Raw genomic sequence first — 20,258 nt, 5'->3', positions numbered from 1 at the left:
GCTCACGCGCTCAGGCGCTCAGGCGCTCAGACGCTCACGCGCTCAGGCGGGCGATCGCCTCGTCGACCGGGAGCTCCTCGCGGTCCCCGGTGCGGCGGTCCTTCAGCTCGACGATGCCCTCGGCGGCGCGGCGGCCGGCGACGAGGATCTTCGGGACGCCCATGAGCTCGGCGTCGGTGAACTTGACGCCCGGGGAGACACCGGCGCGGTCGTCGACGAGGACCCGCAGGCCGGCGGCGGCCAGCTTGTCGGAGACCTCCAGGGCCAGCTCGATCTGCTGGGCCTTGCCGGCCGCGACGACGTGGACATCGGCCGGGGCGATCTCGGCGGGCCAGCACAGGCCCTTGTCGTCGGCGGTCTGCTCGGCGAGGGCGGCGACGGCACGGGAGACGCCGATGCCGTAGGAGCCCATGGTGACGCGGACCGGCTTGCCGTTCTGGCCGAGGACGTCCAGCTTGAGCGCGTCGGCGTACTTGCGGCCGAGCTGGAAGATGTGGCCGATCTCGATCGCGCGGTCCAGCTTCAGGCCCGTGCCGCACTTCGGGCAGGGGTCGCCGTCCTGGACGACGACGACGTCGACGTACTCCTCGACCTCGAAGTCGCGGCCCGCGACGACGTTCTTGGTGTGGGTGCCGGCCTTGTTGGCGCCGGTGATCCACGCCGTGCCCGGCGCGACGCGCGGGTCGGCGATGTACGTCACCTTCTCCAGGCCCTGCGGACCGACGTAGCCGCGGACCAGGTCGGTGCGCTCGGCGAAGTCGGTCTCGGTGACCATCTCGACCGTCGCGGGGGCGAAGTGGGCCTCGACCTTGCCGAGGTCGACCTCGCGGTCGCCCGGCACGCCGACGGCGACGATCTCGCCGTCGACCTTCACGAGGAGGTTCTTCAGCGTGGCGGAGGCCGGGACGCCGAGGGAGGCGGCGAGGGTCTCGATGGTCGGGGTGTCCGGGGTGGGGATCTCCTCGGCGGCCGGGACCGCGGAGCCGTCCACGGGCGTGAGCGCGAAGGAGACCGCCTCGGTGTTGGCGGCGAAGTCGCAGTTCGGGCAGTCGGCGAAGGTGTCCTCGCCGGCCTCGGCCGGGGCGAGGAACTCCTCGGACTTCGAACCGCCCATCGCGCCCGCGGTGGCGGCGCAGATGCGGTAGTCGAGGCCGAGGCGCTCGAAGACGCGCTGGTACGCCTGGCGGTGCAGGGCGTAGGAGTGCGCGAGGCCCTCGTCCTCGGTGTCGAAGGAGTACGAGTCCTTCATGAGGAACTCGCGGCCGCGCAGGATGCCGGCCCGCGGGCGGGCCTCGTCACGGAACTTCGACTGGATCTGGTACAGGATGACCGGCAGGTCCTTGTAGGACGACGCCTGGTCCTTCACCAGGAGCGTGAAGATCTCCTCGTGCGTCGGGCCGAGGAGGTAGTCGCCGCCCTTGCGGTCCTGGAGGCGGAACAGCTCGGCGCCGTACTCGTCCCAGCGGCCGGTCGCCTCGTAGGGCTCACGGGGCAGCAGGGCCGGCAGGGAGACCTCCTGGGCGCCGATGGCGTCCATCTCCTCACGGACGACGCGCTCGACGTTGGCGAGGACCTTCTTGCCCAGCGGCAGCCAGCTCCAGATGCCGGCGGCGGTGCGGCGGACGTAGCCGGCGCGGACCAGCAGCTTGTGGCTGAGGACCTCGGCGTCCGCCGGGTCGTCGCGCAGCGTCTTCGCCATCAACTTCGACATGCGCTGGACCGGTGCGTTGGCCATGGTTCTCGTACTCCTGCCGATGGGGTCCCCCGTTCGAGCGCAGCCGAGAGTGGGGGAGGGTCTTGGCTAGGAGGTTAGCCGGGCGGGGGCGGGTCGGTGAAATCAGTTCCCGCGCTTCAGCGGCAGGGGCGCGCCCATGACGGCGTACGGGCGGGGCGCGCTGGGGAAGTGGACCTGCCGAGCGAGGTCGAGGTAGCCGAGGGAGGCGTACAGGCCGCGGGCGGGGCTGTCGGTGTCGATGGCGGAGAGGATGGACCGGGGCAGCTCGGAGCCGTCGGTGATGGTGGTGATCAGCGCGCGGCCGATGCCGCGGCCCTGGAAGGCCGGGTGGACGTGCAGCTCGGTGATGACGAAGGAGTCGTCGAGCCAGCCCTGGCTGCCGGTGGTGCGCAGATACGGTTCGACGATCGTGGACCACCAGTGGGTGCGGTCGTTGGGCATCCCGTACACGAAGCCGACGAGCCTGCCGTCGGGGGTGGTCGCCCCGTAGGCGGTGGCGCCGGGGTTGAGCAGGTGGCGCAGCACGATGTGGCGGCGTACGACGATCTCGTCCGCTTCGAGCCCGAAGGCCTGGGCCTGCACGGCGAGCGCCTCGTCCACGCGCGCGGCGAGATTGACCGGCCCGATCACGACCTTCGTGTCATCCATGCGCCGCACCCTACAAGCCGTGCGGGTGCTTCAGAACAGCACGCTCATGAAGGCACCGACCTCGTCGAAGCCGACCCGGCGGTACGCGGCCCTGGCGGGGGTGTTGTAGTCGTTCACGTAGAGGCTGACGAGGGGGGCGACGTCGGCGAGCGCGTACTGGAGGACGGCGGCCATGCCGGTCTCGGAGAGGCCGCGGCCGCGGTGTTCGGGGGCGACCCAGACGCCCTGGATCTGGCAGGCCTGGCGGGTGGCGGCGCCGATCTCGGCCTTGAAGACGACCTTGCCGTCCTCGATGCGGGCGAAGGAGCGGCCGGAGCCGACGAGCTCGGCGACGCGGGCCTGGTAGAGGAGTCCGCCGTCGGCGGACATCGGGGAGATGCCGACCTCCTCGGTGAACATGGCCACGCAGGCGGGCATGATCACCTCCATCTCGTCCTTGCGGACCCGGCGGACCAGCGGGTCGGGGGCGACGGTGGTGGAGGGTCCCTGGGCGACCATCAGCGGCTGGTGGGCGCGGACGTCGCGGGCGGGGCCCCAGCCCGGCTCCAGGAGCCGCCAGAGCTCGGCGGTGGGTCCGGCGGGGCCGACGATCGAGGAGCAGCGGCGGCCGACCCGGCGGGCCCGGTCGGCGAAGGCGCGGACGGCCTCGGGGGTGGCGCAGAGGGGGACCAGGTTGGCGCCGGAGTAGCAGAGCGAGCGCAGCTGCCCGTCGGCGTACCAGCCCCACATCTCGCCGCCGAGGCGCCAGGGGTCGAGGCCGGCGATCTGGACGCGGGCGGTCACGAAGGCGTTCTCGACGGGGGCGCTCTCCAGGACGGCGAGCGCGGCGCCGAGGTCGGCGGGTTCGAGGACCCGGGTGGAGGTCTGCGTCAACACGAGGGGGGCCTCACCGTGCGGTTTCTGCTGGTCTCCGCACTTTACCCCCGTCCCCCGCGGCCCGGGGCGCGCGAAGCCCCTCCGTCTCGGAAGGCGGAGGGGCTTCGGTCGGGCGCGGTTTCAGCCGGCGACGGCGACGGTCGGCTCGCCGCTGGCGACGCCGTCCTTCTCCATCTGCTCGGCGATCTTCAGGGCCTCTTCGATGAGGGTCTCGACGATCTTCGACTCGGGGACGGTCTTGATGACCTCGCCCTTCACGAAGATCTGGCCCTTGCCGTTGCCGGAGGCGACACCGAGGTCGGCCTCGCGGGCCTCGCCGGGGCCGTTGACGACGCAGCCCATGACGGCGACGCGCAGCGGGACCTCCATGCCCTCCAGGCCGGCGGTGACCTCCTCGGCCAGCTTGTAGACGTCGACCTGGGCGCGTCCGCAGGACGGGCAGGAGACGATCTCCAGGCGGCGCGGCTTGAGGTTCAGCGACTCCAGGATCTGGTTGCCGACCTTGACCTCCTCGACCGGCGGGGCCGAGAGGGAGACGCGGATGGTGTCGCCGATGCCCTCGGAGAGCAGCGCGCCGAAGGCGACGGCGGACTTGATGGTGCCCTGGAAGGCCGGTCCGGCCTCGGTGACGCCGAGGTGCAGCGGGTAGTCGCAGGCGGCGGCCAGCTGGCGGTAGGCGTTGACCATGACGACCGGGTCGTTGTGCTTGACCGAGATCTTGATGTCGCCGAAGCCGTGCTCCTCGAAGAGGGAGGCCTCCCAGAGGGCGGACTCGACGAGCGCCTCGGGGGTGGCCTTGCCGTACTTGGCGAGCAGGCGGGCGTCGAGCGAGCCGGCGTTGACGCCGATACGGATCGGGGTGCGGGTCTCGGAGGCCGCCTTGGCGATCTCCTTGACCTTGTCGTCGAACTGCTTGATGTTGCCCGGGTTGACCCGGACCGCGGCGCAGCCGGCGTCGATCGCGGCGAACACGTACTTCGGCTGGAAGTGGATGTCGGCGATGACCGGGATCTGCGACTTCCTCGCGATGGTCGCGAGGGCGTCGGCGTCGTCCTGGGTGGGGCAGGCCACCCGGACGATCTGGCAGCCGGAGGCGGTGAGCTCGGCGATCTGCTGGAGCGTGGCACCGATGTCCGAGGTGCGGGTGGTGGTCATGGACTGCACCGACACGGGGGCGTCGCCGCCGACGGCCACCGATCCGACCTGGATCTGGCGGCTCTTGCGCCGCTCGGCCAGCTTGGTCGGGACGGAAGGCATTCCGAGAGAGATGGCGGTCATCAGCTGTACAACCCCAAGGTGTGGTTCATCGGGCTCAGGTCTTCGAGATTACCGCCCCGCGGGCGGGCGGCCGGACACCGCACGGGTTCCGGCCGCGTGCGGCTCAGGTCAGCTTCACCGGATTGACGATGTCGGCGACGAGGACGAGCAGCGTGAAGCAGACGAACACGCCTGCCACGACGTAGGCGGCCGGCATCAGCTTGGCCACGTCGAAGGGGCCCGGGTCGGGGCGCCGGAAGATCCGCGCGGTGTGGCGGCGGATCGACTCCCACAGGGCGCCGGCGATGTGGCCGCCGTCGAGCGGGAGCAGCGGGAGCATGTTGAACAGGAACAGCGACACGTTGAACATGACCAGCAGGTTCATGAACCAGACGAGGATCGTCTGCGGCGGCGCCTCCAGGGTCATCAGCTCGCCGCTGATGCGGGCGGCGCCGACGACGCCGACCGGGGAGTCCTGGGCGCGCTCGCCGCCGCCGAAGGCGGCGTTCCACAGGTCGGGGATCTTGCCGGGCAGGGCGATGACGGACTCGACGCCGGCCTGCAGCTGGTCGGACATGCGGGTGACGGACTGGCCGAAGGTCAGCGGCGTGACCTCGGTCTTGGAGGCGAAGCCGAGGTAGCCGGCGGGGACCGTCTGCAGCGGCTGGACGACGCGTCCGTCGGCGTCCTTCTTGTAGACCTCGTTCTTGATGAGGGTGGGGTGCAGGTCGATCCGCTGGTCGCCGCGCTGGACGGTGATGGTGGCGGGGCCGATGGTGTCGCGGATGTGGTCGGAGAGGGTGTTCCAGTCCTCGACGGGGGTGCCGTTGAAGGCGAGGATCCTGTCGCCCGGCTTCAGTCCCGCGGCGAACGCGGGCGAGACCGGGTCGCCGGTCTGGCAGGCCTCGCGCTTGGTGGACTGCGGGATGACGCACTTCTGGACGCCGGCGACCTTGGTGGTCTGGGCCTCGAAGCCGATGGCCATGGCGCTGCCGAAGAAGAGCACGACGGCCAGGACCAGGTTCATGAACGGTCCGGCGAACATCACGATGACGCGCTTCCACGGCTTGCGCGTGTAGAAGAGCCGGTCCTCGTCGCCGGGCTGGAGCTCCTCGAAGGAGGCCTCGCGGGCGTCCTCGATCATGGAGCGCCACGGGGAGGTCGAGCGGGCCTCGATCCGGCCGTCCTTGCCGGGCGGGAACATGCCGATCATGCGGATGTAGCCGCCGGCGGGGATCGCCTTGAAGCCGTACTCGGTCTCGCCCTTCTTGCGGGACCAGACGGTGGGGCCGAAGCCGACCATGTACTGGGGCACGCGGATGCCGAAGAGCTTGGCCGTGGAGAGGTGGCCGAGCTCGTGCCAGGCGATGGAGACGAGCAGGCCGAAGGCGAACAGCACCAGGCCCAGTACGTACAAAAGAACGGTCATGCGCGCGCCTCCGCGATTGCCTTCGCCGCGAGTTCCCGGGCCCGGGCCCTTGCCCAGGTCTCCGCTTCCAGGACGTCCGACACCCTGAGCGAGGTTCCCCGGTCCGGGGTGCCGTGCTCGGTGACGACTCGGGTGACCGTATCCATGATTCCGTTGAACGGCAGCCTTCCGGCGAGGAAGGCGTCCACGCACTCCTCGTTGGCGGCGTTGAAGACGGCGGGGGCGGTGCCGCCGAGCTCGCCGACGCGGCGGGCCAGGTTCACCGACGGGAAGGCCTCGTTGTCGAGGGGGAAGAACTCCCAGGTGGAGGCCTTGGTCCAGTCGAAGGCGGGGGCCGCGTCGGGGACCCGCTCGGGCCAGCCGATGCCGATGGCGATCGGGCCGCCCATGTCCGGCGGGGTGGCCTGGGCGAGCGTCGAGCCGTCCGTGAACTCGACCATCGAGTGGACGTACGACTGGGGGTGGACGACGACCTCGATACGGTCGAACGGAATGTCGTAGAGCAAGTGGGCCTCGATGACCTCCAGGCCCTTGTTGACCAGGGTCGCGCTGTTGACCGTGATCACCGGGCCCATGGCCCAGGTCGGGTGCGCCAGCGCGTCCTCGCGGGTCACGCCCTCCAGCTCGGCCCGGGTGCGGCCGCGGAAGGGACCGCCGGAGGCGGTGACGACCAGCTTGCGGACGTCGTCACGGGTGCCGGCGGCGAGCGCCTGGAAGAGGGCCGCGTGCTCGGAGTCGACCGGGATGATCTGGCCGGGCTTGGCCAGCGCCTTCACCAGCGGGCCGCCGACGATCAGCGACTCCTTGTTGGCGAGCGCGAGGGTGCGTCCGGCTTCCAGGGCGGCGAGCGTGGGCGCCAGGCCGATGGAGCCGGTGATGCCGTTGAGCACCGTGTGGCACGGCGACGCGGCCAGCTGCGTGGCGGCGTCGGGGCCGGCGAGCAGCTCGGGCAGCGGCTCGGAGCCGTACAGCGCGGTCAGCGCCTCGCGCAGCTCGGGCAGCGCCTCCTCGCGGGCCACCGCGACCGCGCCGACCCGCAGCCGGTGCGCCTGCTCGGCGAGCAGTCCGATCCGGCCGCCGGACGCGGCGAGGGCGGTGACCCGGAACCGGTCGGGATTGCGCAGCACCAGGTCGATGGCCTGGGTGCCGATGGACCCGGTGGAGCCGAGCACGACGATGTCGCGGCGTCCGGCGGACACATCGAAGGCGATGTGCGGGTCGGCGAGAGGAGAGGGGCGGTCGCTCATGCCCCCCATTCTTGCCGCAAAGACTGTGCGCTCCTCACAGCCCCCGGGCGAACGCCTCGAAAACGGTGTGGAAGTCCGGGAACGTCTTCCGTACGCAGCCGGGGTCGTCGAACGTGACACCGGGCGTACGCAGCCCGGTGACGGCGAACGACATCACGATGCGGTGGTCGCCGTGGGTGGCGATCTCGACGGGTCCCGCGGGAGTGCCGGGGTGGATCTCGATCCAGTCCGGTCCGGTGTCGACGGTGACACCGAGCGCGCGCAGGTTCTCGGCGCAGGCGTCGAGGCGGTCGCACTCCTTGACCCGGGTGTTGGCGACGTCCTCGATGCGGACCGGCCCCTCGGCGAAGGGGGCGAGGGCGGCGAGGGTCGGCATGGTGTCGGAGATGTCGCGCATGTTGACGGTGAGGCCGCTCAGAGCGCCGGTGGAGCGCACGGTGGTCCGGTCCGCCGCGACCGTCACCTCCGCGCCCATCCGGCGCAGCACGTCGACGAAGCCCAGATCGCCCTGGAGGGCGCCGGTGCCCAGGCCGGGCACGGTGACCTCGCCGCCGGGGGTGAGCGCGGCGGCGGCGAAGAAGTAGCTGGAGGTGGAGGCGTCGGGCTCGATGGCGTAGGTGGTGGCGCGGTAGCCGGTGGGCGCGACGGTGTACGTACGCCCTTCGGAGCCGTCCTCGCGGGTGATCTCGGCGCCGAAGGCCCGCATCATCGCGAGGGTGATCTCCACGTAGGGCTCGGAGACCAGGTCGGTGACGGTGATCGCGAGGCCGTCGGCCGTCAGCGGGCCGAGCATCAGCAGGGCGGTGAGGTACTGGGAGGACTGTCCGGCGTCGAGGCGCAGCGCGCCGCCCTTGATGCCGCGGCCGGTGACGGTGAGCGGGTGGTGGCCCTCGCGCTCCCCGTGGGCGAGCTCGACGCCGAGCTCGCGCAGGGCGGTGGTGAGCGGGCCGAGCGGGCGGCGGCGCATCTGGGGCGAGGCGTCGAAGCGGAAGGTGCCGTGGCCGGCGGCGGCGAGGGCGGGCAGGAAGCGGGCGGTCGTGGCGCCGTCGCGGCAGTACACGTCGGCCTCGGCAGCCCCGGGGCCGGCGGGCCGGCCCTCGATGTGCCAGGCGCCGGGCTCCTGCCGCACGGCGTAACCGAGAGCCTTCAGCCCCTCGGCGAACCCCTCGGTGTCGTCGGAGCGCAGCGGCCGCAGGAGCGTGGTGGTGCCTTCGGCCGCGGCGGCGAGGAAGAGCGCGCGGGCGGTGACGGACTTGGAGCCGGGGATGTCTATGACGGTCACGGGGCCCAGTGTGCCGTGGGGGGCGGATGGGGGGCGGGGCGTTTCGGCCAGTGGACGGGGGGCTTCCGGCGGGGTGGGGGGCGGAGGCGGGGTGGGCCGGGTGGCCCGCGTGGCCCGCGTGGCCCGCGTGGCCCGCGTCCGTGCACGGCCGTACCGGGCGCGGTCGTGCCCGGCGCGGTGTGCCCAGCGCGGTGTGCCGGGCGCGGTCGTGCCCGGCGCGGTCGTGCCCGGCGCGCCGTTTGCCCGGACACGGCCGTACCCGGACGCGGGCCGTGTGCCCGGGCGCGGCCGTGTGCCCGGGCGCGGCCGTGTGCCCGGGCGCGGCCGTGTTCCGTGACGCGCCCTACGGGATCTTCCGGTGGACGTTCTCCTCCGTCGAGGGTCCGGGGGTGGTGTCCGCGATCCAGGGGCCGTCGCCGCTCGGGTCGAGGATGCCCTCCTCCAGCCAGGTGTACGAGCCCGCGAGGACGCCGTCGACGACCTTGCGGTCGAGGTCGTCGGTGTTGGCCCACAGTCGGCCGAAAAGCTCGTCCACCCGCAGCCGGGACTGGCGGCAGAAGGCGTCGGCGAGCTGGTGGGCCTCGCGGCCGTGGTCGGTGGTGGTTCGCAGGAGTTCGGCCCGTACGCAGACCGCGCTCATCGCGAAGAGTTCCGCGCCGATGTCGACGATCCGGCCGAGGAAGGCCTGCTTGAGCTCCATTTTCCCCTGCCAGCGGGACATGGCGTAGAAGGTCGAGCGGGCCAGTTTGCGGGAGGTGCGCTCGACGAACCTGAGGTGGGTCGCGAGCTCGCCGAACTCCCCGTACGCGCCGGGCAGTTGGCCCTGTCCCGCGACCAGTTTCGGCAGCCAGCGGGCGTAGAAGCCGCCCGCGCGGGCGCCCGCCTTCGCCTTGTCCGCGAAGGCCTTGTCGGGGTCGATGATGTCGCCGGCGACGGCGAGGTGGGCGTCGACGGCCTCGCGGGCGATCAGCAGGTGCATGATCTCGGTCGAGCCCTCGAAGATGCGGTTGATCCGCAGGTCGCGCAGGAGCTGTTCGGCGGGGACGGCGCGTTCGCCGCGGGCGGCGAGCGAGTCGGCGGTCTCGTAGCCGCGGCCGCCGCGGATCTGGACCAGTTCGTCGGCCATCAGCCAGGCCATCTCGGAGCCGTACAGCTTGGCGAGGGCGGCCTCGATGCGGATGTCGTTGCGGTCCTCGTCGGCCATCTGGGAGGCCAGGTCGACGACGGCCTCCAGGGCGAAGGCGGTGGCGGCGAGGAAGGAGATCTTCGTGCCGACGGCCTCGTGCCGGGCGACCGGCTTGCCCCACTGCTCGCGTTCGGCGGCCCATTCGCGGGCGATCTTCAGGCACCACTTGCCGGCTCCGGCGCAGGCGGCGGGCAGCGAGAGGCGGCCGGTGTTGAGGGTGGTGAGGGCGATCTTCAGGCCGGCGCCCTCGGGTCCGATGCGGTTCGTGGCCGGGACCCGCACCCGGTGGAAGCGGGTGACGCCGTTCTCCAGGCCGCGCAGGCCCATGAAGGCGTTGCGGTGCTCGACGGTGATGCCGGGCGCGTCGGCCTCGACGACGAAGGCGGTGATGCCGCCCTTGTGGCCCTCGGAGGCGGGGACGCGGGCCATGACGACGAGGAGGTCGGCGACGACCCCGTTGGTGGTCCACAGCTTCACGCCGTCGAGGACGTACTCGTCGCCCTCCGGTACGGCGGTGGTGGCGAGCCGGGCGGGGTCGGAGCCGACGTCCGGCTCGGTGAGGAGGAACGCGGACAGGGCGTCGCGGGCCAGCCGGGGCAGGAAGGCGTCCTTCTGCTCCTGGGTGCCGAACAGTTTCAGCGGCTGGGGGACGCCGATCGACTGGTGGGCGGAGAGCAGCGCGCCGAGCGCGGGGCTGACGGAGCCGACCAGGGCGAGCGCCCGGTTGTAGTACAGCTGGGTGAGGCCGAGGCCGCCGTACTTGGGGTCGATCTTCATGCCGAGCGCGCCCAGCTCCTTGAGGCCGGTGACGGTCTCGTCGGGGATGCGGGCCTCGCGCTCGATGCGGGCGCCGTCGACGCGGGTCGCGCAGAACTCCCGCAGCTTGGCGAGAAAGGCCTCGCCGCGCCGGACGTCCTCGTCGGCGGGGAGCGGGTGGGGGTGGATGAGGTCGAGTCGGAAACGCCCGAGGAAGAGTTCCTTGGCGAAGCTGGGCTTGTGCCAGTCCTGCTGGCGGGCCGCCTCGGCGACCTGCCGGGCCTCGCGTTCGGAGACCTTGGGAGGACGCTGGGTGGGTGCGGACATGAGGAGCTCACCTCGCCGCTCGTCGTTGGGGGGCTACTCGTCCGTGGTACCCGATATCCACGGGTTGGGAAAGACGGGCGGACCGTACGGAGGACGCGTAGGGTCCCCGCCATGTCTCAGACGATCAAGCTCCTCATCCACATCACCGCGCTGCCCGGCCGGGGCGCCGAGCAGGTCGCCGCCTTCGAGCGGCTCGCGCCCGTCGTACGGGCGGAGGAGGGCTGTCTCCAGTACGACCTGCACCGGGTCGCGGGCGACGCCGACCGCTTCGTGCTGCTGGAGCGCTGGGCCTCGGCCGAGGCGCTCGCCGCGCACGACGCGGCCCCGCACATGGCGGCCGCCGCCGCGGCGAACAAGGCCTTCCGGGCCGGCCCGGCCGAGGTCGTCCGCCTGGTGGACACGCCGGTCGCGTGACGCGGGGGCGGTACCGGGGAGGGAACGGGGAAACCGGGGAGGCGGGGAAACGGGGAAACGCGGCAAACGCGGCAAACGCGGGAAACGCGGGAAACGGGGACGGCCGGAGCCCCCGCACAGTGGGCTCCGGCCGTCGGTCTGTGGTGCGTCCGTACGGGTTACAGCGCCAGGCCCGTGAGGACGAGGACCCGCTCGTACGTGTAGTCGTCCATGGCGTACTTGACGCCCTCGCGGCCGACACCGGAACGCTTGGCGCCGCCGTACGGCATCTGGTCGGCGCGGTAGGACGGGACGTCGCCGACGATCACGCCGCCGACCTCCAGCGCGCGGTGGGCGCGGAAGGCGGACTGCAGGTCGTGGGTGAAGACACCGGCCTGGAGGCCGAAGTCGGAGTCGTTGACCGCGGCGAAGGCCTCGGCCTCGCCGTCCACCTTGGCGATGGTCAGGACCGGGCCGAAGACCTCGGCGCGGGCCAGGGTGACGCCGGCCGGAAGCTCGGTGAGGACGGTCGGGGCGTACGTGGCGCCCTCGCGCTTGCCACCGGCGAGCAGCTTCGCGCCGGCCGCGACGGCCTCGTCCACCCAGGCCTCGACGCGCTTGGCGGCGTTCTCGTCGACGAGCGGGCCGACGTCGGTGGCGTCGTCCGCCGGGTCACCGGTGACCTGGGCCTCGACGGCGGCGACGATCTTCGGGACCAGACGCTCGTAGAGGGAGGCGTCGACGATCACGCGCTGCACGGAGATGCAGGACTGGCCGCCCTGGTAGTTGGAGAAGGTGGCGATACGGGTCGCCGCCCAGTCCAGGTCGGCCTCGGAGGACCAGTCGGGCAGGACGACGGCGGCGGCGTTGCCGCCGAGCTCCAGGGTGCAGTGCTTGTGCGGCACGGACTCCTGGATGGCGTAGCCGACCGTGTCGGAGCCGGTGAAGGAGATGACCGGGAGGCGCTCGTCCTTGACCAGGGCGGGCATGCGGTCGTTCGGCACGGTCAGGATCGACCAGGAGCCGGCCGGCAGGTCGGTCTCGGCCAGGATCTCGCCCAGGATCAGGGAGGAGATCGGGGTGGACGGAGCCGGCTTGAGGATGATCGGGGCGCCGACGGCGATGGCCGGGGCGACCTTGTGGGCGCTCAGGTTCAGCGGGAAGTTGAACGGCGCGATGCCGAGCACGACACCCTTGGGGATACGGCGGGTCAGCGCCAGGCGGCCGACGCCACCGGCCTCGGTGTCGAGACGCTGGGCCTCGCCACCGTTGAAGCGACGGGCCTCCTCGGCCGCGAAGCGGAACACCGACACGGCACGGCCGACCTCGCCGCGCGCCCACTTGATGGGCTTGCCGTTCTCGGCGGAGATCAGCTGGGCGATCTCCTCGGTGCGCTCGGCGAGCCGCTTCGACACGTGGTCGAGCGCGGCGGCGCGCACGTGCGCCGGGGTGGCGGCGAACTCGTCGACGACGGCGTGCGCGGCGGCGACGGCCTCCTCGACCTGGGCCTCGGTGGGCACGCTGACCTTGCCGACCAGACGTCCGTCGAAGGAGTTCGTGACGTCGAAGGTGGCCTCGCCGGTGGCCTCACGGCCGGCGAGCCAGAAGGCGTGGGTGGTCGTCATTGCGTCCCGGCCCTTTCCGTATCGGGGGTGCGAGCGATCGCTCTCGTGACACGTTAGGGCCGAGCGGGCGAACGTGGGTTTGTCCGGTGTGGAGTGGTGGGGTGGCGGGGCTGTCCGGTTTGGCCGAAGGGGGCGGGGCGGGCGGGGGCCCGTGGGGCCGGGCGGGGGGCAGGGGGGGCAGGTGCGGCCCGCCGCGGAGGCCTGTGGGGCGGGGACCGTGGTGGTCAGGTGCGACCGCCGCGGGCGCCGGTGGGGCCGGGGCCGTGGTGGTCAGGTGCGACCGCCGCGGGCGCCCGTGGGGCCGGGGCCGTGGTGGTCAGGTGCGACCGCCGCGGGCGCCCGTGGGGCCGGGGCCGTGGTGGTCAGGCGCGACCGCCGCGGGCGCCCGTGGGGCCGGGACCGTGGTGGTCAGGCGCGACCGCGTGGCGCGGAGCCCCGGCGTTCCGTCGAGACGATCAGGCACACCCCGCCCACGACGATCGCGCCGCCCAGCATGATCGGCCAGGTCAGGGCCTCGTTCAGCACCAGGGCACCGAGGGCGACGGCGACGACCGGATTCACGTACGCGTAGGTGGCGACCAGCGAGAGCGGGGCGGCCTGGAGCAGCCAGGCGTACGCGGTGAAGGCCAGCAGCGAGCCGAAGACCACGAGGTAGGCGAGGGCGGCCCAGGAACGCCCGGAGACGGCCGACAGGTCGAGGCCGTGGTGCTCGCCGCGGACCAGGCCGACACCGAGGCCCGCGAGACCGCCCGCGATCATCTCGTACGCGCTGGCGGCGAAGGGGTTCGCGGGCATCGGGAGCCGGGAGGACGAGAACGAGCCGACCGACCAGCAGAGCGTCGCGGCGACCACCAGGAGGACACCGCCCGCCTTCACGTCGCCGCTGAGACCCGGCAGGGTGAGCACGCCGAGCCCGACCAGCCCGAGGAGCACGCCCGCGAGGCCGCCCACGGTCGGGCGGGCGCCGGAGAGCGCCTTGAGGATGACGACCCAGGCCGGGACGACGGCGATGAGCAGCGCGGCGAGCCCGGAGGGGATGGAGGTCTCGGCGAGCACGACGAGCCCGTTGCCGCCGAGGATGAGCAGCAGACCGACGCCGACGGCGGAGACGAGCTGCCGGGGCGTCACCTTGAGCGCGGCGGGGCCCTGCCGCCAGGCGATGATCCCGGCGAGGATCAGCCCGGCCGCGACGAATCGGGTACCGGCGGAGAGGAACGGCGGCAGCGTCTCGACGACGATCCGGATCCCGAGATACGTGGACCCCCACACGACGTACACGATCCCGAGCGCGGCCCACACGGCGGCGGGGATCCGCCGGACGGCGGGGCCGTCCGGGCCCCCGGGCTTCTCGGTGGGGGGCAGGCGGAGCTCAGGTGCCGGATCGACGGCGGGGCTTGTCATGTGCAGGAGATTAGGCAGGGAGGGGGCGAAAGGCCAGGAAATCTGCCCGGAATCGGGCAGTGGGGGCGGGATGGGGGTGGCGGGGGGAGGAGAAACGCGGAATGGGGCAGGGCGCTGCTCGGTCGCGGCCGCCCCGGCGGGGGCGGAGGAACGCGAAGACGGCACCCGCCGCTCGCTCGGGCGGAGGATGGCGGAAGGCGGCGCAGCACCGCCAGACCGCCACCGGACCGCCGCCGCCCCGCCGTCCGGGCCCCGGCCGGCCCTCCCCGCTCCGCCCTACTCCCCCGCCGACCCGTCCCCCGTCGCCTTCAGCGCCAGCCACAGTTCCATCCGGACGTCCGGGTCGTCGAGGGAGCGGCCGAGGATCTCCTCCACGCGGCGCATCCGGTAGCGCAGGGTGTGCCGGTGGACGCCCAGGTCGGCGGCGGCCGCGTCCCACTGGCCGTGGCGGGAGAGCCAGGCGCGCAGGGAGGCGACCAGGTCGCCGCGGCCGGTGGCGTCGTGCTCGTAGAGCGCGCGCAGCAGGCCGTCGGCGAAGGCGCGGACCGCGTCGTCGGCGAGCAGCGGCAGGACGGACCCGGCCGCCAGCTCCTCGTGCTCGACCAGGGCCCTGCCGCGGCGGCGGGCCACGGACAGGGACTGCTCGGCCTGCTTGTACGCGGCCGCGGCGGCGATCGGGCCGGTCGGGGCGGACAGGCCGACGACGATCCCGGCCTCCTCGGCCTCCCGAGAGGCGTAGCCCTCGCAGGCCGTGACCACCGCTCCGCCGTCCCCGGCCAGGACCACCAGCCGCCCCTCGCTCTCGGGCACGGCCAGGACCGACTCGCCCGCCCGGGCCGCGGCGGCCTCCAGGGACTCGGCGAGCACGGACAGCGGCGACTCGCCCGAGGGCGGCTCGGCGGCCGTCGCGGCCTCGGCGATGAGCAGCCGGAAGGGGGCGTCCAGCAGCCCCCCGTACAGGTCCCCGGCGACGGCCCGGGCGTGGTCCGGCTGGCCGGCGAGCAGCATCCGCAGCACCGCCGCGCCGAGCCGCTGCTCGGCGGCCTGGAGGGAGCGGGAGCGTTCCGTCGTGAGGGTGAGCAGGGCGATCGCCGAGTGCACCGCGTACCGCTCGGCCGTGCCCAGCGGCGCGCCCGTGCCGACGGCCAGGGCCCCGCGCACCCGTCGCCCGGTGCCCAGGGACTGGAGCTCGACCCGGTCGTCGGTGCCGCCGACGACGGCGCTCGCGGGGGCGGGGCGTTCCCGGAGCCGTTCCACGTCGGCGGTGAGGCGGGCGGCGCGGCGGGCCGCCCATTCGGGCGAGACGGCGACGACGCTGCCGGAGGTGTCGTACAGCGCGGCCCAGCCGTCGACGTGCGCGGCGAGCCGGGCGACGACGGCGTCCGGGCCCTCTGCGAGCGCGGCGCGGGTCAGCTCGCGCTGCGCCTCGAAGCCGGCGGTCACGGCCCGGTACTGGTCGGCGGAGATGGCCGCCGACACGGCCTTGCTGATCGCGAGGAACGGCGTGCGGCGCGGCACCTCCAGCAGCGGCAGCGACTCCTCGCGGGCGGCGTCGAGCAGCGCCTGCGGGATCGCCTCGTAGTTGACGCCCACGGCGAAGCCGAGACCCACGACGCCGGCGCCGAGCAGCCGCCGGACGTAGCGGCGCACCGTCTCCGGGTCCTCGGCGTCGAGGGTGAGCGCGGTGGTGAGCAGCAGCTCGCCGCCCTCCATATAGGGGACGGGATCGGCGAGCTCACTGACGTGCGCCCAGCGCACGGGGGTGTCGAGGCGGTCCTCACCGGCTCGGACGGTGAGTTTGAGCGCCGAGTGCTGGACGAGTGAGGCGAGGGTGGGCGGCATTGGGGACCGGTGGACCTTCGGGGGGAGGGGAGGCGCTGCCCGTCGGGGGGAGGGGAGGCGCTGCCCGTCGGGCGGCGCGCCCCCGATTGTGCCAGTCCGCCACGGAGGGCGCCCTCGGCCGAGGGCGCCCCTGGGCCTCAACCGCGCAGGTCCACGAGGAACGGGGGGGTCTGCTCGCCGCGCACGTGGGTGAGGGAGAGGACCGCGTGGCCCGGGGGCACGGAGTGGGCGAGATCGGAGGCGGACCAGCGCTCGCGCTCGACCTCCCGTACGGTCACGGCTTCGGTGGTGACGGCCTTGCCGGTGACCATCTTGCGCAGCCGGTGGTAGGCGCGGGTCATCGGCTGGTCGGCGAAGACGGTGTGGTGGGCGACCTCGGTGGTCTCGACCCGTTCGGTGCCCCAGGCCTCGGCGAACGGCCGGCCGTCCCAGGTGGGCAGCCCGGCGAAGGCCATCCGGCAGCCGACCACCGCGAGCAGCGGCCCGTGCAGCGCGGCGGGCACGTCCGCGAGGGTGCGCAGCGCGAGCACGACGCCCGCGTTCTGCGGGCGCAGCCGCTGGAGGGCCCGGACGGTCCCCGGGGTCAGCGCGCCGGCCGCGTCGTCGAGCACCAGGCAGGCGAAGGGCCCCCGCCCGGCACGGTCGCGGGTGACGGACTGGAACTGGGCGAGCACGAGCCGGTTGAGGAGGCGGGCGGCCTCTTCGTGGCCGCCCTCCGGCAGGCTGATCCGCACCCGCATCGGGTGCTGGGCGACGGCGCGCAGCGAGAAGGGCCGCACCTCGCTGCCGCCGCCGAAGAACTCGGCGAACGCGGGCCGGTCGAGGGCGGCGAGCCGGTCGGCGAGGACGGGGCCGACGTCGGTCGGGGTGCCGACCTGGCGCAGCCGGGAGTCCAGCTCGCGGCGCATGGCCTGCGCGCCCTCGGCCGGCAGCTGGTCGAGGAGGGCACGGAGGGTGTCGGGGTGGGCTTCGAGCAGCTCGCGGAGGACCGGCACGGTCGGGAAGCGGCCGTGGGCGGTCCGGTAGGGGCCGATGAGCTGGGCGAGTGCGGTGGCGGCGCGCCGGGTCTCCACGCCCTCCATGTCGCCGACGAGGCCCTCGGCGAGGACGGCGGCGGCCTCGTCGGGGTCGGTGGCCCCGGCGTACAGGTCCAGGTCGTAGGGCGAGGACCGGTCGCCGAGTCGGACGACGACGTCGTACGCGTCGTCGGAGCCGAGCGGGGCGCCGGGCGTGCCGACGGCGACGACGGCGCAGCCGCCGGTGAGGGCCTGGAGGGTCAGCGACTCGACGACGGGCCCGACGAGGGCGCGGCTCTTGCCGGCGCCGGAGGGGCCGACGGCGAGGAGGGAGGTGCCGAGGAGTCCGGGGTCGAGGGCGAGCCCGGCGCCGTGGTACGCGTACGGGGTGCGCTCGGCCGGCGCGTACCGCCCGACCCTGACCTGGCCGACCAGCAGGTCGTGCATGGCCGAGCGGTGCGGCAGGTCGCGGGCGCCCGAGGGGTGCGCGCCCGCCGCGGCGCCCTGCTCCAGCAGGGTGCGGACGAGGGTGGCGCGCCCCACGGCGTCGCGTGCGGTCTCCCGCCAGGTGCGGCGCACCCGCGCGCAGTCGACGTCGTTCATCCGCCCGCCGGCCACCTCGGCGGCGAGCAGGTCGGCGGCGCGGTGCTCGCCCGACTCCCTGAGCCACGGCCACTGGGAGCGCGGGGGGCCCGCCGGGGCGGGGACCGGGGCGGCGGCTTCGGCGGACCCGGTCCGCCAGGCCCGGAAGAGCGCCGGCCATCGTCCGAGCCGGGCGAAGGGCCAGACGACGGCCGCCGTGATCACCACGTACAGGGGGTAGACGAGGAAGGGCGAGGCGAACACCTCGAAGCCGCCGGTGACCAGGGCGACGAGGGAGAACACCGGCGAGGCCACCGGCAGCGGGTCCCAGCCGAGGCCGAAGGCCTCGGGCCAGACGAACGCGAGGACGATCAGGGCGAGACCGCCCGTGAGCGCGGCGCGCGCCCCGGGGCTGTGGCGGTCGAGGAAGTACCGGGCGATCCTGCCCCAGGCGCCGAGCCGTCCGATCACCCAGACCAGCCCGAGGAAGACGAGGCCGCCGAAGACGTCGTGGGCCGCGGAACCGTGCCAGTCCCGCGGCGCGGTGGTCCCGGGCCACCACCAGTCGCTGGGGGTGAGGGTCTTGAGGACGAGATACCCGTACGGGATGGCGCCACGCTGCCAGGCCGACCAGAAGAGCAGCCCGATCAGTACGGGGATCAGCATGCCCGCGACGGTGACGGGCGTGATCCCGGCGGACGCCGGCGCCGCCGCCGGAACATACCGGAACCGCCAGATCCCCAGCCCCGCCTCCGGCCGCGGCGCGTCCAGCCACTCGGCCACGGGATGCCGGGCCGCAGGCGCCTGGCCCGGCAGGGGCGGGGCGGCGGCCGGGGGCGGCGGGACGACGGGCGCGGGCGGAGGCGCGACGGGAGCGGGGGCGGTCAGGGGCAGGGGTGGCGGGCTCGCCGGGCGGGGCAGCGGGGGGGCCGGTGGTGTCGGCGGTCGGCCCGGCGCCGGCCCGTCCCCCGCCCGCGGCACCCCGCCACCGGCCCGGTCCCGCGACTCGTACGTGCCTTCGGTCTCCATGAACCCCTGCCCCCTGACCAGCCAGGTCGCCGCTTCCGTGCAAGCGTCAATCTAGTGGTGATCGGCCGCCGCCGAGCCGTTTCGTCCAGCCGGGCGAATCCGTGCCGTCATGTCCATCGCGGACAACGACACACCCCCCACCACTCCAGGTCGGCGCATGCCTCCGCCCCTCCCTCGCGCCTAGCCTGCGGAGGAAACCCGCAAGTGCGTCCAGAACACCCCCAGGAGCCCCGCATGAACGCTGTCCCGCAGGAGCGGCGCGTCGTCACCGCCATCCCCGGCCCGAAGTCGCAGGAGCTTCAGGCCCGCCGTCTCGACGCGGTCGCCGGTGGCGTGGGTTCCACGCTGCCGGTGTTCACCAAGCGGGCCGGTGGCGGCATCATCGAGGACGTCGACGGCAACCAGCTGATCGACTTCGGCTCCGGCATCGCCGTGACCTCCGTGGGCGCCTCCGCCGAGGCCGTGGTCCGCCGCGCCTCCGCGCAGCTCGCGGACTTCACCCACACCTGTTTCATGGTGACGCCGTACGAGGGTTACGTGGAGGTCTGCGAGGCGCTGTCCGAGCTGACCCCGGGCGACCACGCGAAGAAGTCCGCCCTGTTCAACTCGGGCGCCGAGGCCGTCGAGAACGCGGTCAAGATCGCGCGTTCGTACACCAAGCGCCAGGCCGTCGTCGTCTTCGACCACGGCTACCACGGCCGCACCAACCTGACGATGGCGCTGACGGCGAAGAACATGCCGTACAAGCAGGGCTTCGGCCCGTTCGCGCCCGAGGTCTACCGCGTGCCGGTCGCCTACGGCTACCGCTGGCCCACCGGTGCGGAGAACTGCGGCCCCGAGGCCGCCGCGCAGGCCATCGACCAGATCACCAAGCAGATCGGCGCCGACAACGTCGCCGCGATCATCATCGAGCCGGTGCTCGGCGAGGGCGGCTTCATCGAGCCGGCCAAGGGCTTCCTGCCGGCGATCGTGAAGTTCGCCAACGACAACGGCATCGTCTTCGTCGCCGACGAGATCCAGTCGGGCTTCTGCCGCACCGGCCAGTGGTTCGCGTGTGAGGACGAGGGCATCGTCCCGGACCTCATCACCACCGCCAAGGGCATCGCGGGCGGTCTGCCGCTCGCCGCCGTCACCGGCCGCGCCGAGATCATGGACTCCGTCCACGGCGGCGGCCTCGGCGGCACCTACGGCGGCAACCCGGTCGCGTGCGCCGGTGCGCTCGGCGCCATCGAGACCATGAAGGAGCTCGACCTCAACGCCGCGGCGAAGAAGATCGAGTCCCTCATGAAGGCCCGTCTGACGGCCATGCAGGAGAAGTTCCCGGTCATCGGCGACATCCGCGGCCGCGGCGCCATGATCGCGATCGAGCTGGTCAAGGACCCGGCGACCAAGGAGCCGAACGCGGAGGCCGCCGCCGCGCTCGCCAAGTTCTGCCACGCGGAGGGCGTCCTCGTCCTGACCTGTGGCACCTACGGCAACGTGCTGCGCTTCCTGCCGCCGCTGGTCATCGGCGAGGACCTCCTGAACGAGGGCCTGGACGTCATCGAGAGCGCGTTCGCCGCGATCTGACGCTCCGTGTGAAGAAGGTGTGGGGGGCCGATGGCGGGATGGAGTTCCGGCTGTCGGT

14 protein-coding genes are annotated in these 20,258 nt (G+C 73.4%); 2 read left to right on the top strand and 12 right to left on the bottom strand.

What is annotated here, in order from left to right; genetic code table 11:
- Positions 1 to 34: 34 nt before the first annotated feature.
- From ACZ3ZE_RS30580 to ACZ3ZE_RS30545, 8 genes are all read right to left on the bottom strand, one after another.
- Positions 35 to 1,735, bottom strand: coding sequence for a proline--tRNA ligase (locus tag ACZ3ZE_RS30580; RefSeq protein WP_361177513.1), 1,701 nt, complete (start codon positions 1,733 to 1,735; stop codon positions 35 to 37).
- Between the two features lie 102 nt (positions 1,736 to 1,837).
- Positions 1,838 to 2,383, bottom strand: coding sequence for a GNAT family N-acetyltransferase (locus ACZ3ZE_RS30575; RefSeq protein ID WP_361626179.1), 546 nt, complete (start codon positions 2,381 to 2,383; stop codon positions 1,838 to 1,840).
- Between the two features lie 30 nt (positions 2,384 to 2,413).
- Positions 2,414 to 3,259 (bottom strand): GNAT family N-acetyltransferase, encoded by an 846-nt coding sequence (locus tag ACZ3ZE_RS30570; protein ID WP_361177517.1) that lies wholly within the window; start codon positions 3,257 to 3,259, stop codon positions 2,414 to 2,416.
- A 120-nt stretch (positions 3,260 to 3,379) separates the two neighbouring features.
- Complete coding sequence (gene ispG / locus ACZ3ZE_RS30565; protein WP_361177519.1) at positions 3,380 to 4,537, bottom strand: flavodoxin-dependent (E)-4-hydroxy-3-methylbut-2-enyl-diphosphate synthase; 1,158 nt, start codon at positions 4,535 to 4,537, stop codon at positions 3,380 to 3,382.
- A 103-nt stretch (positions 4,538 to 4,640) separates the two neighbouring features.
- The gene (locus ACZ3ZE_RS30560; RefSeq protein ID WP_361177521.1) at positions 4,641 to 5,945 is read right to left on the bottom strand and encodes a M50 family metallopeptidase; all 1,305 of its coding nucleotides are present in this window, start codon (positions 5,943 to 5,945) and stop codon (positions 4,641 to 4,643) included.
- A complete protein-coding gene (gene dxr, locus ACZ3ZE_RS30555) occupies positions 5,942 to 7,192 on the bottom strand; it encodes a 1-deoxy-D-xylulose-5-phosphate reductoisomerase (protein ID WP_467261497.1) in 1,251 nt (416 codons plus the stop codon). Before dxr ends, ACZ3ZE_RS30560 begins: the two co-directional genes overlap by 4 nt.
- A 34-nt stretch (positions 7,193 to 7,226) precedes the next feature.
- A complete protein-coding gene (gene aroA, locus ACZ3ZE_RS30550) occupies positions 7,227 to 8,474 on the bottom strand; it encodes a 3-phosphoshikimate 1-carboxyvinyltransferase (RefSeq protein WP_361177525.1) in 1,248 nt (415 codons plus the stop codon).
- A gap of 343 nt (positions 8,475 to 8,817) precedes the next feature.
- The gene (locus ACZ3ZE_RS30545; protein WP_361626176.1) at positions 8,818 to 10,743 is read right to left on the bottom strand and encodes an acyl-CoA dehydrogenase family protein; all 1,926 of its coding nucleotides are present in this window, start codon (positions 10,741 to 10,743) and stop codon (positions 8,818 to 8,820) included.
- 111 nt (positions 10,744 to 10,854) lie between these two features.
- Between ACZ3ZE_RS30545 and ACZ3ZE_RS30540 the strand changes: the two genes are divergently transcribed.
- Positions 10,855 to 11,157 (top strand): putative quinol monooxygenase, encoded by a 303-nt coding sequence (locus ACZ3ZE_RS30540; RefSeq protein WP_361626173.1) that lies wholly within the window; start codon positions 10,855 to 10,857, stop codon positions 11,155 to 11,157.
- Between the two features lie 158 nt (positions 11,158 to 11,315).
- Here the strand turns inward: ACZ3ZE_RS30540 and ACZ3ZE_RS30535 are convergent, their stop codons facing one another.
- From ACZ3ZE_RS30535 to ACZ3ZE_RS30520, 4 genes are all read right to left on the bottom strand, one after another.
- The gene (locus tag ACZ3ZE_RS30535; RefSeq protein WP_361177531.1) at positions 11,316 to 12,761 is read right to left on the bottom strand and encodes an aldehyde dehydrogenase family protein; all 1,446 of its coding nucleotides are present in this window, start codon (positions 12,759 to 12,761) and stop codon (positions 11,316 to 11,318) included.
- 408 nt (positions 12,762 to 13,169) lie between these two features.
- Positions 13,170 to 14,162, bottom strand: coding sequence for an EamA family transporter (locus tag ACZ3ZE_RS30530; RefSeq protein WP_363292281.1), 993 nt, complete (start codon positions 14,160 to 14,162; stop codon positions 13,170 to 13,172).
- Between the two features lie 276 nt (positions 14,163 to 14,438).
- Positions 14,439 to 16,004 (bottom strand): PucR family transcriptional regulator, encoded by a 1,566-nt coding sequence (locus ACZ3ZE_RS30525; RefSeq protein ID WP_361177535.1) that lies wholly within the window; start codon positions 16,002 to 16,004, stop codon positions 14,439 to 14,441.
- 137 nt (positions 16,005 to 16,141) lie between these two features.
- A complete protein-coding gene (locus tag ACZ3ZE_RS30520) occupies positions 16,142 to 18,631 on the bottom strand; it encodes a type IV secretory system conjugative DNA transfer family protein (RefSeq protein ID WP_467261495.1) in 2,490 nt (829 codons plus the stop codon).
- Between the two features lie 234 nt (positions 18,632 to 18,865).
- On the opposite strand from ACZ3ZE_RS30520, the gene gabT reads away from it, so the two are divergent.
- On the top strand, positions 18,866 to 20,200 hold the full coding sequence (gene gabT / locus ACZ3ZE_RS30515) for a 4-aminobutyrate--2-oxoglutarate transaminase (protein ID WP_361177539.1): 1,335 nt from the start codon (positions 18,866 to 18,868) through the stop codon (positions 20,198 to 20,200).
- Positions 20,201 to 20,258: the final 58 nt, after the last annotated feature.

It is taken from the genome of Streptomyces sp. NPDC023157, assembly GCF_055560575.1.
Note: the sequence above shows the minus strand (reverse complement) of the source record. Positions and strands in the feature narration are given on the sequence as shown.

Bases quoted from the DNA above. Each gene is read 5' to 3' on its own strand.
- ACZ3ZE_RS30580 (WP_361177513.1), bottom strand. From the start codon at position 1,735: ATGGCCAACGCACCGGTCCAGCGCATGTCGAAGTTGATGGCGAAGACG.
- ACZ3ZE_RS30575 (WP_361626179.1), bottom strand. From the start codon at position 2,383: ATGGATGACACGAAGGTCGTGATCGGGCCGGTCAATCTCGCCGCGCGC.
- ispG (WP_361177519.1), bottom strand. From the start codon at position 4,537: ATGACCGCCATCTCTCTCGGAATGCCTTCCGTCCCGACCAAGCTGGCC.
- ACZ3ZE_RS30560 (WP_361177521.1), bottom strand. From the start codon at position 5,945: ATGACCGTTCTTTTGTACGTACTGGGCCTGGTGCTGTTCGCCTTCGGC.
- dxr (WP_467261497.1), bottom strand. From the start codon at position 7,192: ATGAGCGACCGCCCCTCTCCTCTCGCCGACCCGCACATCGCCTTCGAT.
- ACZ3ZE_RS30545 (WP_361626176.1), bottom strand. From the start codon at position 10,743: ATGTCCGCACCCACCCAGCGTCCTCCCAAGGTCTCCGAACGCGAGGCC.
- ACZ3ZE_RS30540 (WP_361626173.1), top strand. From the start codon at position 10,855: ATGTCTCAGACGATCAAGCTCCTCATCCACATCACCGCGCTGCCCGGC.
- ACZ3ZE_RS30535 (WP_361177531.1), bottom strand. From the start codon at position 12,761: ATGACGACCACCCACGCCTTCTGGCTCGCCGGCCGTGAGGCCACCGGC.
- ACZ3ZE_RS30530 (WP_363292281.1), bottom strand. From the start codon at position 14,162: ATGACAAGCCCCGCCGTCGATCCGGCACCTGAGCTCCGCCTGCCCCCC.
- ACZ3ZE_RS30525 (WP_361177535.1), bottom strand. From the start codon at position 16,004: ATGCCGCCCACCCTCGCCTCACTCGTCCAGCACTCGGCGCTCAAACTC.
- ACZ3ZE_RS30520 (WP_467261495.1), bottom strand. From the start codon at position 18,631: ATGGAGACCGAAGGCACGTACGAGTCGCGGGACCGGGCCGGTGGCGGG.
- gabT (WP_361177539.1), top strand. From the start codon at position 18,866: ATGAACGCTGTCCCGCAGGAGCGGCGCGTCGTCACCGCCATCCCCGGC.